Here is a 16745-nt window from a genome sequence, read left to right as displayed (position 1 = left end):
CCGGGCACATCCTCAGCACCAAAGCGTGAACGCGATGATCGTCCCGCCACGAGCCGTGCACGCACGGACGATAAGCCGGAGGGAGGGAGGCAGGCGCGTGATCAGGGCCGCAAAGCGGAAAAAGCGCCCTATAAAGGCCGTAATGCTGAATCCGGTGCGTCCGCTTCTGACAGATCCGGCAGTCGTAAGCCTTCCTCAGGAAAAGACGCTGCAGCTAAGGCGCCCTATGCTCAGAAGAGCAAAAAACCGGCTGCCCGCCGCGATGATGAAAAAACAACCTCAGCGCTCTATGGCGAAGTAAAGCCCGAGGGGCTGCATCCGCGTAATGTGCATCAGGGCCGTTACGATATGGTAGCGCTGGTGGCCGCGGTGCCGGAGCTTGAGTATTTTCTGCAGGCGAATCCGCGCGGTGAACAGACCATCGACTTCAGCGATAACAATGCCGTTGTCTGCCTGAATAAAGCCTTGCTGAAACACCATTATGGCGTGCAGCAGTGGAGTATTCCGGCCGGGTTTTTATGCCCGCCGATTCCGGGGCGCGCCGATTATATTCACTATCTGGCGGATCTGCTGACGGAGTCGGCTAAACCTTCCGTTAATGCAGCACCACGGGTGCTGGATATTGGCACCGGCGCGAATCTGATTTATCCGATTATTGGCAGCAGCGTCTACGGCTGGCAATTTACCGCGACCGATGTGGATGCCACGGCGATCCGCAATGCCCATGCGATTATTTCTGCTAATCCGGCGCTGCAGAGTATTAATATTCTGATGCAGCGAAACAGTGAGAAATTATTTGGCGGTATGATCCGCCCGGATGATTATTTTGATTTAACTCTGTGCAATCCGCCGTTTTTTGCCTCGCAAAAAGAAGCCGAAGCGCAGGCACGACGCAAGTGGCGTAATTTAAAAGGTGATAAAGCCTCGGTAAAACGCAACTTTGGCGGACAGGGGAACGAACTCTGGTGCGAAGGCGGGGAGCTGGCGTTTATTAAGCGCATGATCCACGAAAGTGTGGAGTTTTCAGCTCAGGTTGGCTGGTTCAGCAGTCTGGTGTCAGCCCATGACCATCTTCCGGCACTGAAGCAGTTGCTGCGAAAACTGGGCGCGACGGATATTAAAACCGTGCCGATGGCGCAGGGGCAGAAGGTCAGCCGCTTTATTGCCTGGACGTTTCAGGCATAAATTCTGTGCTGCAACAGCGGCTGGTAAATAATCATTTACCAGCCGCTGTGTTTACTGTTGAGACTGCGCTTTTCTGATCTCGGTTACCTGATCAAAACCAATCCCCCAGTTATCCGTCGGAACTTCATCAATCACCACAAAGGTGACATGTGGTGGCTTATTCAGAACATCGGCCATCAGTTGCGTGGCACCGCGTATCAGCGCCTGTTTCTGTTCGTTACTGACGTTCTCGTCGGTAATCCGGATATTAATGTAAGGCATAGTTATCTCCGTTCAGGCATTGGCGTACATTTTGTTAACGATGAGCCATTGATTGTTTTCTTTTAACAGTCCGAGAAAATCGATATAGGTGCGCCCCAGCAATGGACACAACACTTTGACCATGGCCTGCTCACCAAGCAGATCAACTGCCAGAAGCCGGTAGCCGAAGGCGTCACCACGTTGGGCCGGCACTTCGCGCTGAGCGACCAGGCTCAGCCAGTCTTCCAGATTGCGGCGTAAACCCGGCGCTTTGAGCACCGCATCGGCATGAAAAATATGCTGTAGTTTTTGCGTATCGCCCTGATGCAGGCCATTGAAATAGTCCTGTACCAGGGCACAGATCTGATCGAAATCCTGAGTGGTTATTGCATCCGTATTCATCATAGGTCTCCATCTTGCGCTTCTGTTATCCGCTTCTGTTATCCGCTTCTGTTATCCGCTTCTGTTATCCGCTTCTGTTATCCGCTTCTCTTATCCGCTTCTCTTATCCGCTTCTGTTATCCGCTTCTCTTATCCGCTTCTCTTATCCGCTTCTCTTATCCGCTTTTATTAGCGCAGGGCATCGGCTGTTTGTTGTTCAGCTTTTAATGCCTGCTTAAAGCTGTCCATCGCCAGCACGCGGTCGATCATGGCGCTGGTTTTTTCACCAATCTGAATGTTGACTGGAAAGGCCGCGCCCCAGCGTGAATAGACGCTGAGCATAATGTCGGCGGCAGAAGGTTGTTCACCGCCCAGAAATGGCTGCTCCTGCAGCTGATTCTCCACCACTTGCCACAAGGCACTGATGGCGTCGGCGGCGGTCGCAAAGAAGGCCTGGCGGGCGTCGGCATCATGAATGGCTGAGCTGGCAAAAAATAAGCGGCTGTATGCAGGGTGCATGGTGGCGTTGGCGAACATGATGTTGCGGATGGCCTGCAGGCGCGCGTTGGCATCGTTGTGCGGGAGCATCGGGTTGGGGTGTTTTTCCAGCAGGTGGATCATGATGGCAGCACCTTCACGCAGAGTCTGGCCGTTATCCGGATCGTGCAGAACAGGGACGGTGCCGACCGGGTTGATGCGGCTGAAGTCGCTGACCTGTTGTTTGTGAATCAGGCTCACTTCCTGGCTCAGTTCACGCAGTACCACCTGGGTGGCGAGTGAGCAGGCGTCAGGCAGAAAATACAGTGTGTACATAGTCTTCTCCGGTGTATTCGGGTTTGAGTGTTGTTTGGGAGTCTTGGTGTGGGCTGTGAGCACTGTGCTTCACAGCCTTATGGGCAGATTAGGGGGTTGGCGTTGTTGGATATATAGCTACAATGCGAACCTGTTGTTTTCAAATTGGAAACAGTTTTAGGTGGGGGAGCAGTGAATAAACTTCGGGCAATACAGCTGTTTGTCAGGCTGGCAGAGCTGGGCAGCTTTACCCGGGTGGCGGAGCAGCTGAACACATCGAAATCGGTTATCAGTAAGGAAGTCAGTCGCCTGGAAGAGGATCTGGGAGTCCGGCTGTTGCACCGCACTACGCGCAATGTGCAGTTAACCCATGCCGGGGAAGGCTATCTGCAGCGGGCGCGGGAGATTCTGGCGCAGCTGGAGGCAGCCGACAGCTTTGTGCAGGATCTGCAGCAGGCGCCGCGTGGCCGGCTGAAAATCAATGCGCCGATGGCGTTGGGAATCACCGAGTTGTCGCGCATGTTTGCCGATTTTATGCGCGCCTATCCGGATATTGAGCTGGATATTCATCTGGGTGACGAAGATGTGGATCTGGTGGAGCAGGGCTTTGATCTGGGGTTTCGTGCCTCCAGTCAGCCGCTGGATCTGGCCTATGTCGGCCGGCCACTGACACGCTTTGGGTATCACGTCTGCGCTGCGCCGCAGTACCTGCAGCAGCATGAACCGATTGTGTCGGTTGATGATCTGCGCAGCCATAACTGCTTTGAATACAGTTATTTCAAGGGCAAGAATGTCTGGCCGCTGGATGATGGTGTACGCATTGGCGGTACGCTAAGGGTCAACAGTGTGATCTTTATGCTGACGGCGATTAAATCCGGTCTGGGGCTTGGGCTGGTGCCTGAGTTTTTATGCCGCGAGGCGCTTGCCGGTGGCGAGCTGGTCGAGGTTTTGCCGGATGCGCGCAAACCAGAACTGACGCTGTATGCGCTGTACCCGGCCAGACACTTTGTGCCGGCCAGAGTACTGCAATGTATCGACTTTCTTGAGGCCTGGTTTCTGCGCCAGCGTTAGCGCATCAGGCCTATTCTGCGCAGGGAGCGCTTGGAATGGCTTTCAAAGCGGCTGCTCTGTTGCAGGGTTTCTTCAACAAAGGCCAGATGATCATTCACCGCCTGCTGGGCGGCTTTCGGATCACGGCTTAATACCGCGTCTTTAATCGCGCTGTGCTGGCGCAGGATTTCATCACGCCGGTCTTCTTTGGTGTACAGGTATTCCAGGTTAGTGGCGATGGTCATCTTGAATAAGTTGAACAGGGCGCGCATGGAGTGCAGCAGTACCGCGTTATGTGATGCTTCGGCAATGGCGAGGTGAAAACGCCAGTCGAGTTCCGCTTCTTCTTTATGGCCAATGCGCTGCACATGGCCGTCGAGCCATTCGTTATAGCGCCGTTCAATAATTTCCCGGTCCGTCTCCGTGGCGCGCAGGGCGGCGTAGTGGGCCGCCACTTCTTCCAGCGCGTGGCGGAACTCCAGCAGGTCGTAATTAAATTCGCTGTGGGTCTGAAATAACTGCATCAGCGGATCAACAAAGGACAAGCCGATTTCGGCTGAAACAAAGGTACCGCCGCCCTGTTTGCGGGTAACCAGACCTTTGGCTTCGAGTTTATGCAGGGCTTCGCGCAGTGATGGCCGCGACACTTCAAACTGCTGTGCCAGTTCGCGCTCCGGTGGCATTTTCTGGCCGGGCACCAGGCTGCCTTCCAGAATCATCGCTTCCAGACGCTTGGCAATGATGTCGGAAATCTTGCTGGCACGGATCGGATCGTCACTCATGGGGTTCCTGCTGCGGCTTTATGTCTTGTTAAAAGGTAAAACCAATTCTATCTGAACGTTGCGTTACTTGTCAGGCCTTAAAAGGGCGATTGGTCTGTTTTTTTATGCGACCAATGTCGATATTACAAAGCGCTATATAAGGCATAAAGGGTTTGACCCTGAAGGGAGGCAGCGGTAATTTATTGCAACAAATCAAGAGTGGGTAATTGGTAATACCAATTTATAAAATTGATAATGCCCGTCAGCCCACCTCACAGCCGACAGCGGTGATAGCGCAATGACAGAACAGAACACAACAGCGGCAGCCAGCCGCCAGCCGCGGGTTTATCCGCCCAAACCAGAAGCGGTTTATTTGCTGGGCACCTGCCTGGTTGACAGCTTTTATCCTGAAGCCGGAATGGATGCGATCGCGCTGCTGCAGCATGCAGGTATCGAGGTGATTTTTCCGCAGAGCCAGAGCTGTTGCGGTCAGCCGGCATATAACTCTGGCTATGATGAGCAGGCGCGTGCTGTAGCCCGCACTCAGCTGCAGGCCTTTGCCGCCGACATACCGGTGGTGGTGATGATGGGCTCCTGTGCTGGCATGGTGCACAAAGAATATCCGAAGCTGTTTGCTGGTCAGCCGGAAGAGGCGGCTGCCATTGCGCTGGCGGCACGCAGTTATGAGTTCAGTGAATTTATGGTGAACGTTCTGCAGCTGGAGCAACAGCTGGCGCAGGCAGAAGATCAGTCGCCGCTAACCGTGGCGCTGCATACCTCCTGTTCGGCCCGTCGTGGAATGGGTGTGGCGGCGGAGCATAAAGCGCTGGTGGAAAACCTGCCCGGTGTACAGGTCGTTGAGCCTGAACGGGTTGCTGAATGCTGCGGCTTCGGTGGCACCTTTGCGGTGAAGCAGGGTGATATTTCTGCGGCGATGGCGGCGGATAAAGCCAGTGCGATTGCCGCCACCGGTTGTCAGCGGCTGGTCAGTGGTGACTGTGGCTGCCTGATGAATATTGGTGGCACCTTAGACAAACTGCAGGGGGAGAAGCAGGGGCCTGCAATTCCGGTTCAGCATCTGGCCTCGCTGTTGTATACGCGTCTTAACGGTGGTGATGGTTCCCAGATCAGTCAGAAGCGCAGCCAGCAATACAACAAGAAAAGCGGAGATAAAGCATGAGCCAGAAAATTGCCTCCGACAGCATGCATATCAATATCGAACAGTTACAGCAGGAGCTGAACGTCGAGCAGCGCGAATTTAACGAGCTGCAGCAACGCCATTTTAAAGTACGCGCCAAAATGGCACTGGAAAACGAAGCCTTACGTAAAAGCTTTCGTGGTGCTTCCGATTTTTTAATGGGCAAACGCAAAGCCGTGTTTCCTGATGAAGGCGCTTTGTCTGCGTTACGTGACCGTGGCGAAGCCATTCGTCAGCACAGTCTGGCGCACTTACCGGAATTACTGGAGCGGCTGGAAAAAAATCTGACCGCCAACGGTATTCAGGTGCACTGGGCCGAAACCGCTGATGAAGCCTGCACTATTATTCACGATATTTTAACGGCGAATAACGCCCGCACCGTGGTGAAAGGTAAATCCATGGTGACGGAAGAAATTGAACTCAATCATTTTCTTGAGGCACGGGGTATCGAGTGTCTGGAAAGTGATATGGGCGAATATCTGGTGCAGCTGGCCGGTGAAACGCCATCGCATATTATTATGCCGGCCATCCATAAAAATAAGGCACAGATTGCCAGAGCTAATGCACGCCCGTGCCCAGACCAGCGATGGTTCGCAGGTGCCTTATACCGAAGACGTTGACGAATTAATCGGCAATGCCCGCGCTATTCTGCGCGATAAATTTATGCGCGCCGATGCCGGTATTTCCGGCGTGAATATGGCCGTGGCCAACAGCGGCACGCTGTGTCTGGTGGAAAACGAAGGCAATGGCCGTATGACCACGACTATGCCGAAGCTGCACATTGCCGTCACCGGTATTGAAAAAGTGGTGGAAGATTTTTCCCATGTGCCGGAATTACTGACACTGTTAACCCGCTCGGCAACCGGGCAAAAAATCAGTACCTATTTCAATATGATTTCCGGGCCGAAAAAAGCCGGTGAGCTGGATGGCCCGGAACAGGTGCATCTGGTGCTGGTGGATAATGGCCGTTCGCGTATTTTCAGCCATCCGGTGTTAAAACCGACACTGCAGTGTATCCGCTGTGGTGCCTGTATGAATCATTGTCCGGTCTATGCGCGGGTTGGCGGTCATGCTTACGGTTCGACTTATCCGGGGCCTATTGGTCAGGTGGTGACACCGCAGATTGCCGGGTTAGAAAAACACGGCGATATGCTCAGTGCCTGCTCATTAAACGGCGCCTGTGGTGAGGCCTGTCCGGTACGTATTCCTTTGCCTGAGTTAATCCGCGAATTACGCGCCGAAGCCGTCAGTCCGCAATTTACCGATGCCGCCGCGGTTTCCAATGCCACTGCAGTACAGGAAGTGCTGGGGCGCGGTGCCAAACGCACGCTGGGTGAAAGTTTAATCTGGCGCGGCTGGGCGCTGACCCATCGTTTTGCGCCGCTGTACCGCATCATGACCACAGCGATGACCCGCGGTCGCGGCCTGTTCCGCAGTAAAGCCGCTGCTGCACTGTTATCACCCTGGACCGACTCGCGCAGCACGCCACAACCGGCGCGCCGCAGCCTGCATGAATTAGCCAAAGCCCGGGGGATGGCTGGCCAGTATCAGAACAACACTGCCGATAAACGCGGAGATAATGCATGAACAGTCGTGAGCGTATTTTACAGCGGCTGTATGCCAGCCAGGCGTCTGCCCAAAACCCTGAGCAGACAAGCCAAACCACCGGCATTCAGGCGGAGCATGCCGCTGGCTGGACACAACTGGCGCAAAGCGAATGGCTGGCCAGCTTTAAACAAAATCTGCTGGATAACCATGCCGAAGTCATTGAAACCACAACGGCCAACTGGGCAGGAGAGCTGGCACAACAACTGACAGCACGCGGTGTTAAACGCCTGCTCAGCGGTGAGCATAAGCAGGGCAGGGTATTGCTTAATGCACTGGCAGGCTATGTTGCTGAACATCAGGCGGCTGAGCAGCCATCGGCAGCCATCGATGCGCAGTTAGTGACAACGGCTTTAAGCAAAGAGGAATTGTTTACCGCTGTGGACGCAGGCTTCAGTGTGGCCTCGGCGGGTCTGGCGGAAACCGGTTCGCTGCTGGTCGAAACCGGCCCACAGGAACCACGGGCGCTGTCGCTGGTGCCGCCGCTGAATATTATTCTGCTCAATGCCTCAGCCATTACCGCCAGCTTTTTAACCCTGGTGCAGGCACAGAAATTACCGGCGCATATGCCGACTAATGTGTTGCTGATTTCCGGGCCGAGCAAGACCGCCGATATTCAGCAGACCCTGGCCTATGGCGCCCACGGGCCAAAAGAACTGATTGTCCTGCTGTTAACGGATGCCTGATATGACTGACGCTTTTCATCGTTTTGCGCAGGATCTGGCGCCTTTTATTGCTGACGAACGCATTATTTCCGATCCGTTACGCACTCTGGCTTTTGGTACCGATGCCAGCTTTTATCGCCTGATTCCCAAACTGGTCGTCACGGTTATTAATGAGCAGGAAGTACAGAAGGTACTGGAGCTGGCACACCAGCATAAAGTGCATTTAACCTTCCGGGCGGCGGGCACCAGTCTGTCCGGTCAGGCCGTGACCGATGGTGTGCTGGTGCGTTTGGGTAATGGCTGGAATAAAGCCGCGGTATTAAATAACGGTGCGCAGTTGCAGGTGGAGCCGGGGGTTATTGGTGCCCGTGCTAATCAGTTGCTGGCGCCTTTTGCGCGTAAAATCGGCCCGGACCCGGCGTCGATCAATACCTGCAAAATTGGTGGTATTGTCGCCAATAACGCTTCCGGTATGTGTTGCGGTACGGCGCAGAATTCTTATCAGACGCTGGCTTCCATGCGCCTGATTCTGGCCGATGGTACGGTGCTGGATACCGCCGACGAGGCCTCAAAAAATGCCTTCCGCCAAAGCCATGCCAGCTTGTTACAGCAACTGGCGGACATGCGCTCGCAGGTGTTGAACAATCCGGTTTTGCACGACCGAATTGTGAAGAAATTCAGAATTAAGAATACCACCGGCTACAGTCTTAACGCTTTGGTGGATTTTTCTGATCCGATCGATATTATGCAGCACCTCCTGGTGGGCTCAGAAGGCACCCTGGGGTTTGTATCGCAAGTGATTTATCACACGGTCGAAGAGCACGCTTATAAAGCGTCTGCCTTACTGCTGTTTGCCAACATCGAACAGACCAGTAAGGCAGTGACCGCTCTTTCCTCGGCACCGGTTGCCGCGGTTGAATTAATAGACCGCGCCGGTCTGCGCTGCGTTGAAGATAAACCCGGCATGCCGGACTATTTACGCACCCTCGATGAACAGGCCGCCGCCTTACTGGTGGAAGTTCGCGCCGGCAGCGATGCCGAATTACAGCAGCGCCTGAGCGAAACCACCGCTGCTTTGCAGGCTTTTGATACCCTGCAGCCGAAAACCTTTACCACCGATAAAAACACCTGCCAGCTGTACTGGAATATCCGCAAAGGGTTATTTCCGGCGGTTGGTGCGGTACGTGCCAAAGGCACCACCGTTATTATCGAAGATATTGCCTTTCCGGTTGAGAATCTGGCGCCTGCTGTGCTGGAGTTACAGGCGCTGTTTAAAAAATACCACTACGACGAAGCCATTATTTTTGGCCATGCGCTGGCCGGTAACCTGCACTTTGTCTTTACCCAGAATTTTACCGATCCGGCAGAAATCCAGCGTTATGCCGATTTTATGGACGAAGTCTGTGTGCTGGTGGTTGGCCGTTATGATGGCTCGCTCAAAGCCGAACACGGCACCGGACGTAATATGGCGCCCTTTGTTGAGATGGAATGGGGCGGTCAGGCTTATGAGCTGATGTGGGCGATCAAACAGGCCTTTGACCCGGCCGGCCTGTTAAATCCGGATGTGATTTTAACACGCAACCTGCGCACTCATATTGAGAACTTAAAACCCATTCCCGAAGCGGATGATCTGATTGATCGTTGCATCGAATGCGGCTTCTGCGAGCCGGTTTGTCCGTCACGCAACCTAACCCTGACGCCACGCCAGCGCATTGTGATTATGCGCGAATTAAAGCGCCAGGAACGCGATGGTAAAAATCCGGCCTATAAAACCCTGCTGGATGACTATCAGTATCAGGGCGTGGATACCTGTGCCGCCGATGGTCTGTGCAGCATGGCCTGTCCGGTCGGCATTAATACCGGCGATTTAAGCCGCAAACTGCGTCATGAACGCAATAAAAAACACGCGGGTAAGGCGCAGTGGGTGGCGGAGCATTTTGCCGGCGTGAGCAAAACCAGCCGTGGCGCGCTGCAGTTAATGGATATTACCCGCGATCTGGTTGGTGACGGCGTGATCAGCACCGTGGCGAAAGGGGTGAATACCCTGACGCTGGGGGCCACGCCGTTGTGGCACGATGCCATGCCAACCGCCGCCGATAAGCTCAACCCGTGCGAATACGGCGTGAATGAGCTGACTCAGGTGGTATATTTCCCCAGCTGTGCCAGCCGCACCATGGGGCCGGGAGCCAAAGAGGATGACCAGCGCAGCCTGATGCAGGTAACCCTCGATCTGGCGCAGAAAGCCGGTGTGCATCTGGCCATGTTGCCTGATCAGGACCAGCACTGCTGCGGCATGCCGCTGGAAAGCAAAGGCCATTTTGAGCAGGCCGATGCCATGCGTGCGGCGCTTAATGCGGCGCTGCTGAAAGCCTCCGATAATGGCCGCCTGCCGGTACTGATTGATACCAGTCCCTGCGTGTTCCGTCTGCAACAACAGCTGGATGAGCGTATTCAGCTGCTTGATCCGATCCGCTTTGCCAACCGCTTTCTGGTGCCGAATCTGGATATCCGGCCGACCCATGAGCCGGTGGCCGTACATATTACCTGCTCTACAACTAAGCAGGGGCTGGGCGAGGAATTACTGGCGCTGGCGCGGCGCTGTTCCTCTCAGGTGGTGGTGCCGGCGGACATTACCTGTTGCGGCTTTGCCGGTGATAAGGGCTTTATGCTGCCAGAGCTGAATGCCTCGGCGCTGGCGCCGCTGAAAGCTCAGGTGGAGCACTGCGTGGAGGGCATTTCGACCAGCCGCACCTGTGAGATTGGCCTCAGCCGCCATGGGGAAATCCCTTACCACTCGCTGTTTTACCTGCTGGACCGGCTTAGCTGAATAAGAGCAGCTCCTGACTGGCGCAGGAAGGAGCTTGCTGATGAGGTGTTTATAGGTAATTCTGTAAATATACCTTATTAAAATCCTCGGGTTTGGTTAAGCTCGAACGGATGATATTCACAGTGGCGGTGTGTATGGATACAAGCCCAGCGGCAGCAGCTGATAAACTGGCACTACTGGAGCTGAAATCCAGTGCTCTGGATGCCTTGCTTGGCCATTCCGATCTGGGGCTGGCCATTATTGATTGCGACCTGCGCTACCAGGCCATTAACAACACTCTGGCGCGTTTTAACGGCCTCAGTGTTGCAGCCCACCTCGGACGCTCTGTCCACGATGTTCTCCCTCAGCTGGCGCCGGTTATCGAACCGATGCTGCGTTCCGTGATTGTTCAGGGGGAAGAAATCACCAACAAAGAAATTCTGGCAGAAGCCCCCAGTACTCCCGGTCGTAAGGCGCAGTGGCTGGCCTCCTATCGCCCGATCCGCGCCGATGACGGACGCATTCTCGGCGTGCTGGTGATTGCGGTTAATCATACGGTCGAGCTGGAGTTACAGCAGGCGAAAGAAGAATCGGCGTCTCTTGTGCGGCGGGTTATCGACAGCCTGGTGTCCTTTGTCGGCATTATGGAACCCGACGGCACCCTGATTGATGCCAATAAGGCACCGCTGGATGCGGCCGGAATTGAGCTGGCTGACGTTCAGGGACGAAAATTCTGGGATTGCTTCTGGTGGTCATACGACAGCGACATACAGCAACAGCTGCGTGAAGCTGTAAAGGCAGCCGCACAGGGCGAAACCGTGCGCTATGACGTGGTTATTCGCACAGCCAATGATCAGCGTATGACCATCGACTTTATGTTGGCGCCGCTGAGAAATGCCGAAGAGGAAATTGTTTACCTGATTCCATCGGCCATTGATATTACCGCCCGGGTGGCCGGCGAAAACATGCTCAAGTACAGCGAAGAGCGCTTCCGCCGGGTTGTCGAAAGTACTCAGGATGGTCTGATTCTGGTGGATGAAGAGGGGCATATTCAGCTGGTTAACCGCCGCAGTACGGAAATGTTCGGCTATGACAGCGAGCAGATGTACCAGCTGACGGTTGAGGATCTGGTGCCGGACAGCATAAAAGCTGCGCACGGGGATCTGCGTCGTGGATATTTACAGGCTCCGCAGGCCAGAGCGATGGCCGCTATGCGGGAGCTGTATGCCCGCCGTCGTGATGGCAGTCTGTTTCCGGTAGAAATTGGCTTAACACCACTGAACTTCCCCGAAGGTATCCGCATTCTGGCCACCATCGTTGATATCTCGGTGCAGAAAAATATTCAGCAGAACCTTATCCGCAGCCTGAATGAAAAAACCGCCTTACTGAACGAAGTGCATCACCGGGTAAAAAATAATCTGCAGGTGGTATCGAGCCTGCTCAGCCTGCAGGCGCGCAGCGTGCCGGAAGAAGTACGCGGCTATTTTGATGAAAGCCAGGGGCGGATAAAAGCCATGGCCTTAATTCACCAGCTGCTGTACGAGCAGAAAAATTTTGATCGCATCGAAGCGGTTTCTTATATGCGCCGGCTCGGGGATCTGCTCAGTCGCAGTTATTTTTCCGCTATGCGCAACGTCAAGATGATCGTCGAATCGGAACAGGAAGAAAGTTATCTCGGACTGGATGTCGCACTGCCTTTTGGTTTGCTGATTAATGAGCTGGTCACTAATTCCATAAAACACGCATTTCTGGGGCGTGACAGCGGAGAAATCCGCCTGTCTCTGAGTGAAAATGGATCGGAAAAACAGCTGGTTATTGCTGACAATGGTGTGGGTCTGCCGGATGGAGTTCGTCCCGGAGTTTCCCATTCTCTCGGTTTTCAGTTAATTCCCGGACTGGTTGAGCAGATGCACGCCACATTACAGGTTCTGGATACAGAAGGTGCTGTTTTTCAATTAACGCTCAGTGATACAGGAGCTTCTGATGAACAGCCATAGCACTTTGCGTTCTTACCGCATATTGATTGTTGAAGATGAAAAGGTAACCGCGCTGGATCTTAAGCTGACGCTGGAAGATCTGGGCTATACCGTGGTTGCCTGTGTTGGCAGCGGCGAAGCAGCCATCGCCGCAGCAGAGGTGCAGGATATCGATCTTATTCTGATGGATATTCACCTCGATACCGCCATGCTGGGCACCGAAGCGGCCAAAATTATTATGCAGCGCTTTGGTGTGCCTGTACTGTTTTTATCGGCCTATACCGATGAACAGACGCTGGATGATGCCAGCGACAGTCTGCCTTACGGTTATATGGTAAAACCCTTTGAAAAACGCGAAGTGGATGCGGCTATCCGTATTGCACTGACACGCCATCATGCCGATATGGAATTACGCCAGTCTGAAGAGCGTCTGCGCCTGGCGCTTGAGGCTGCAAGAATGAGCATCTGGGAGTGGACACCAGCGCCGGATGTTGAAATTCAGATGGCGGTAAAACATTCACCGCCGCAATTAATTTCTGAAAGTCTTGATGCTCTGCTGGTGAATGTTCATCCGGATGATCGCGATAAAATTCATCAGCAAATTACCAGCCATAACCGCTTTCAGCAGCCGGTACGTTACCGCAAACATGAAGGTAACGACTATCGCCGGGTTGAACTGTTTGCCAGTTTATTCAGCTGGGCAAACGGTGATCGCCGGGTAATCGGTGTATTACACGATGTGCATGAGCGTTATCTGGCCGATGAACAGCTGCGTCAGGCCAATGCGGTATTTAATTCCACCTCCGAAGGCATTCTGATTACCGATAACCTGCGCCGGGTGTTAAATGTGAACCCGGCTTTCAGTCAGATTACCGGTTACTCGGCAGAAGATGTGCGTGGTCAGAATCCGGATGAGTTTCTGCATGCCCGGCGCCACAGTGATCAGTTTTATCCGCGACTGGCCAGCGATGCACAGGGTTACTGGAGTGGGGAAATTGCCTGCCAGCGCAAGAATGGAGAATTCTTTCCGGCCTGGGAGCATGTCTGCACGGTATTAAGTGATGACGGGCAGCTACAGAATTTTGTAATTACGTTTTCTGATATCAGTGAATTGCGCCGCGTTGAAAAAAATCTGGCCACGCTCGCTTATATGGATGCCCTTACGGGAGTCGGTAACCGTGTCCGTCTGGAACAGGTGGTGCGCGAAGCACTGGAAGGGGACGATACGCCGGGTTCCGTCGGTATTCTGTATCTGGATCTGGACGGTTTTAAACTGATCAATGACACCCTTGGGCATTCAGAAGGGGATTTATTACTGCGTATTATGGCCGATCGTTTTAAACAATCGGTGCGTGACGAAGATACCGTTGTGCGGATTGGCGGTGACGAATTTGTGATTGTATTAACCGGCGTAGAGCAGGAAGACAATCTGAAAATTGTCGCCACTAAATTATTGGCTGCGGTACAGGAACCCGTAACCCTCAGTCGTGAAAGAGTTGAGCTGTCAGCCAGTATTGGCATCGTGATGTCACGACCATCGGTGCATGAATATGAAGAGTTATTAAAAGCAGCGGACACCGCATTATTTGAAGCCAAGCGGCAGGGAAAAAACCGCTACTGTATTTACGATTTTGCTCTTGCAATGGAGTTTAACGAGCGCCTGCGGATTGAACGTAATCTGAAGCAGGCCATCCGTAACAACGAACTGGCAATCGAATTTCAGCCATTAATTGATCTGCAGACGGCCCAGGTTTACGGGATGGAAGCACTGTGCCGCTGGTATCACGACGAACTGGGAATGATACCTCCGGATCGCTTTATTCCGATTGCTGAGCAGAGTGATGTAATAGTCGATATCGGCGCCTGGATGCTGCGCGAAAGCTGCCGTGAGTTACGCAACTGGATGGATGCCGGAATACCGCCACTGGTGGTATCGGTGAATGTATCCGCGCGCCAGCTGACCGACAGCAGCTTCAGCGAATTACTGATCGCAACGCTGGAAGAATTCAACATTCCTGCGGCACAGCTGGAGCTGGAAATTACCGAAACGGCTTTGCAGGCAAATGAGCAGGTTCTGCGTCAGTTGGAAAATATCCGCAAGTCGGGTGTCGGTTTGGCCATTGACGACTTTGGTACCGGATATTCTTCGCTCAGTCGCCTGAAAGAGCTGCCATTTGACCGGGTGAAAATTGACCGCTCTTTTGTCCGGGATCTTCCCCATGACAGCAATGATATTGAAATTTGCCGCGCTATTATGGCGCTCTGTCAGGTACTTAATCTGCGGGTGACGGCTGAAGGGGTGGAGAACCGCAACCAGCTGAACATGCTGCGTGAGCTGGGTTGCTGTTGCATTCAAGGGTATTTATTCAGCCGCCCGATGCGGCCTGAATGCGTTGCCGACTGGTTGCAGGGGGCGGATATCAGGGCCATTCTCGGATAAGCCCGGCCAGCGCCGGTTACATAAGAAGCCAGGCATGACCTACGCAGCATTTCTTATCAGACTGACGCTTTGTTATAGTGACAATTCACTTTGTCATGGATTATCTCAGTGTCATCGTCAGCCTATACCTCATCATTGATTCCACAGTCCGGATTGTTGGCCGAACCCGGCCGCAGTGCACATTATCTGGAAATGAACCTGAAACCGGATGCCGGAACTGTTCAAATATGCGCCGCGCTGGATCGTGCCCGCCAGACGTTAGCGGACGTTTATATTGCCGTGGCCTTTGGTGGTGAAGCCTGGCAGCGTCTGCAGCCGGCGTGGCAGCCGGCGCAACTACAGCCGTTTAAAGAATTGCGTGGTGAGAATGGCTACAGCATGCCAGCGACTCAGCGCGATGTGTTTTTCTGGATTCATGGCGAAGATCAGGGTGAAGTCATGAATGCGGTTTTACAGGTGCATGATGCCATGCGCGATGTTGCCGTAACTTTGTTGGATTTAAATGGTTTTAAAAACCGTGAAGCCCGCGATCTGACCGGTTTTGTCGATGGTACAGCCAATCCGAAAGGCGACAAGCGTCTGGATGCGGCAGTGATTCCTGAGGGTGAAACCGGTGCCGGTGGCTCCTATGTGCTGTCGCAGAAATGGCAGCATCATCTGCAGGCTTTTAATCAGCTCAGCGTACATGAGCAGGAACAGGTAATAGGCCGCACTAAGCAGGATAATGTGGAGCTGGAAGGTGATGCGATGCCACCGACCTCTCACGTCAGCCGGACAGATGTCAAAATTGACGGTGTCGGGCAGAAAATCTATCGCCGCAGTACCCCTTACGGTGGTGCGGAAGAACATGGCCTGTATTTTCTCGCCTTTGCCTGCAACCTGCGCCGTATCAGCGTGCAGCTTGAACGTATGCTGGGGAACAGTGGCGATGGTTACAGTGATCATCTGATGAAATACTCGACGGCCTTAACCGGTGCTTACTGGTTTATGCCATCACAGTCTGATCTTGATGCAGTACTCGCCCAGGGCTGAACAAGCCTTAACAGGAGGTATCCCATGCTGAATAAAGAAACAACCGGTTTAATGATTGTCGATGTACAGGGCAAACTGGCGGAACAGATGCATGAAAGCAGTGCATTATTCACCCAGCTTCGGCTGCTGATTCAGGGAGCTAACCTGCTGGAATTACCCATTATCTGGATGGAACAGCTGCCGGATAAACTGGGCACAACACGTCCGGAACTGCGTGAAGTTCTGCCGGGAGAAGCTCTGGTAAAATCGACTTTCAGTGGCATGCAGGAACCCTCCATTGCCAAAGCCGTAAAAAATCAGAAAATCAGCCAGTGGCTGGTGGCCGGGCTGGAAGCCCATGTCTGTGTTTACCAGACTGTTGGAGATTTATTGGCGCAGAAATATGGCGTACACCTGGTAACCGATGGCGTCAGCTCGCGCACACAGGCCAATAAAGAACTGGCGATCCGCAAAATGCACAGCATGGGCGCACAATTAACCTCTGTAGAAATGGCGTTGTTTGAATTGCAGAAACAGGCTGAAGGGCCGGTATTTAAACAACTGATTCAGCTGATTAAATAACGAATAAACAGCAAAAAAGTATCGCGGGCATGGCCCGCTCCTACGGGTTATTA

Annotated in this window: 15 protein-coding genes; 11 read left to right on the top strand and 4 right to left on the bottom strand. The window is 53.5% G+C overall.

The features are described 5' to 3' along the window. A partial coding sequence (rlmF, locus tag B3P58_RS20575; protein ID WP_349676606.1) for a 23S rRNA (adenine(1618)-N(6))-methyltransferase RlmF occupies positions 1-1185 on the top strand: 1185 nt, incomplete at its 5' end. Between the two features lie 51 nt (positions 1186-1236). Here the strand turns inward: rlmF and B3P58_RS20570 are convergent. The 3 genes from B3P58_RS20570 to B3P58_RS20560 all read right to left on the bottom strand — a co-directional run bounded on the left by B3P58_RS20570 (position 1237) and on the right by B3P58_RS20560 (position 2619). After that, the gene (locus B3P58_RS20570; RefSeq protein WP_145468326.1) at positions 1237-1446 is read right to left on the bottom strand and encodes a tautomerase family protein; all 210 of its coding nucleotides are present in this window, start codon (positions 1444-1446) and stop codon (positions 1237-1239) included. A gap of 12 nt (positions 1447-1458) precedes the next feature. Beyond that, positions 1459-1830: a nuclear transport factor 2 family protein gene (locus tag B3P58_RS20565; protein ID WP_286720343.1), complete on the bottom strand. Its 372-nt coding sequence runs from the start codon at positions 1828-1830 to the stop codon at positions 1459-1461. Positions 1831-1995: 165 nt separating this feature from the next. Next, a complete protein-coding gene (locus B3P58_RS20560) occupies positions 1996-2619 on the bottom strand; it encodes a glutathione S-transferase family protein (RefSeq protein ID WP_286720341.1) in 624 nt (207 codons plus the stop codon). Positions 2620-2790: 171 nt separating this feature from the next. Here B3P58_RS20560 and B3P58_RS20555 point away from each other — a divergent pair, with 171 nt between their 5' ends. Then, complete coding sequence (locus B3P58_RS20555; protein WP_286720339.1) at positions 2791-3669, top strand: LysR family transcriptional regulator; 879 nt, start codon at positions 2791-2793, stop codon at positions 3667-3669. Here the strand turns inward: B3P58_RS20555 and B3P58_RS20550 are convergent. After that, positions 3666-4430, bottom strand: coding sequence for a GntR family transcriptional regulator (locus tag B3P58_RS20550; RefSeq protein ID WP_286720337.1), 765 nt, complete (start codon positions 4428-4430; stop codon positions 3666-3668). The genes B3P58_RS20555 and B3P58_RS20550 overlap by 4 nt on opposite strands. Positions 4431-4707: 277 nt before the next feature. On the opposite strand from B3P58_RS20550, the gene B3P58_RS20545 reads away from it, so the two are divergent. From B3P58_RS20545 to B3P58_RS20505, 9 genes are all read left to right on the top strand, one after another. Next, positions 4708-5589: a (Fe-S)-binding protein gene (locus B3P58_RS20545; protein ID WP_286720334.1), complete on the top strand. Its 882-nt coding sequence runs from the start codon at positions 4708-4710 to the stop codon at positions 5587-5589. Then, positions 5586-6227 (top strand): LUD domain-containing protein, encoded by a 642-nt coding sequence (locus tag B3P58_RS20540; protein ID WP_286720331.1) that lies wholly within the window; start codon positions 5586-5588, stop codon positions 6225-6227. The genes B3P58_RS20545 and B3P58_RS20540 overlap by 4 nt, the downstream gene beginning before the upstream one ends. Beyond that, positions 6169-7194 carry an LUD domain-containing protein gene (locus tag B3P58_RS20535; protein ID WP_286720328.1) on the top strand — a complete coding sequence of 342 codons (1026 nt, stop codon included), beginning with the start codon at positions 6169-6171 and terminating at the stop codon, positions 7192-7194. Before B3P58_RS20540 ends, B3P58_RS20535 begins: the two co-directional genes overlap by 59 nt. After that, a complete protein-coding gene (locus tag B3P58_RS20530; RefSeq protein ID WP_286720325.1) occupies positions 7191-7898 on the top strand; it encodes a LutC/YkgG family protein in 708 nt (235 codons plus the stop codon). The genes B3P58_RS20535 and B3P58_RS20530 overlap by 4 nt, the downstream gene beginning before the upstream one ends. 1 nt (position 7899) lies before the next feature. Further along, positions 7900-10704 (top strand): FAD-binding and (Fe-S)-binding domain-containing protein, encoded by a 2805-nt coding sequence (locus tag B3P58_RS20525; RefSeq protein ID WP_286720322.1) that lies wholly within the window; start codon positions 7900-7902, stop codon positions 10702-10704. A gap of 134 nt (positions 10705-10838) precedes the next feature. Further along, positions 10839-12680, top strand: coding sequence for a PAS domain-containing protein (locus B3P58_RS20520; protein ID WP_286720320.1), 1842 nt, complete (start codon positions 10839-10841; stop codon positions 12678-12680). Next, positions 12667-15099 carry a two-component system response regulator gene (locus B3P58_RS20515; RefSeq protein ID WP_286720318.1) on the top strand — a complete coding sequence of 811 codons (2433 nt, stop codon included), beginning with the start codon at positions 12667-12669 and terminating at the stop codon, positions 15097-15099. The genes B3P58_RS20520 and B3P58_RS20515 overlap by 14 nt, the downstream gene beginning before the upstream one ends. Before the next feature lie 108 nt (positions 15100-15207). Further along, a complete protein-coding gene (locus tag B3P58_RS20510; RefSeq protein ID WP_286720316.1) occupies positions 15208-16131 on the top strand; it encodes a Dyp-type peroxidase in 924 nt (307 codons plus the stop codon). A 24-nt stretch (positions 16132-16155) separates the two neighbouring features. Then, complete coding sequence (locus B3P58_RS20505) at positions 16156-16692, top strand: isochorismatase family protein (RefSeq protein ID WP_286720313.1); 537 nt, start codon at positions 16156-16158, stop codon at positions 16690-16692. Positions 16693-16745: the final 53 nt, after the last annotated feature.

This window comes from Thalassolituus sp. UBA2009 (assembly GCF_002335285.1).
Classification (GTDB): domain Bacteria; phylum Pseudomonadota; class Gammaproteobacteria; order Pseudomonadales; family Oceanobacteraceae; genus Venatoribacter; species Venatoribacter alkanivorans.
This window is presented reverse-complemented; position numbering and strand designations above follow the sequence as displayed.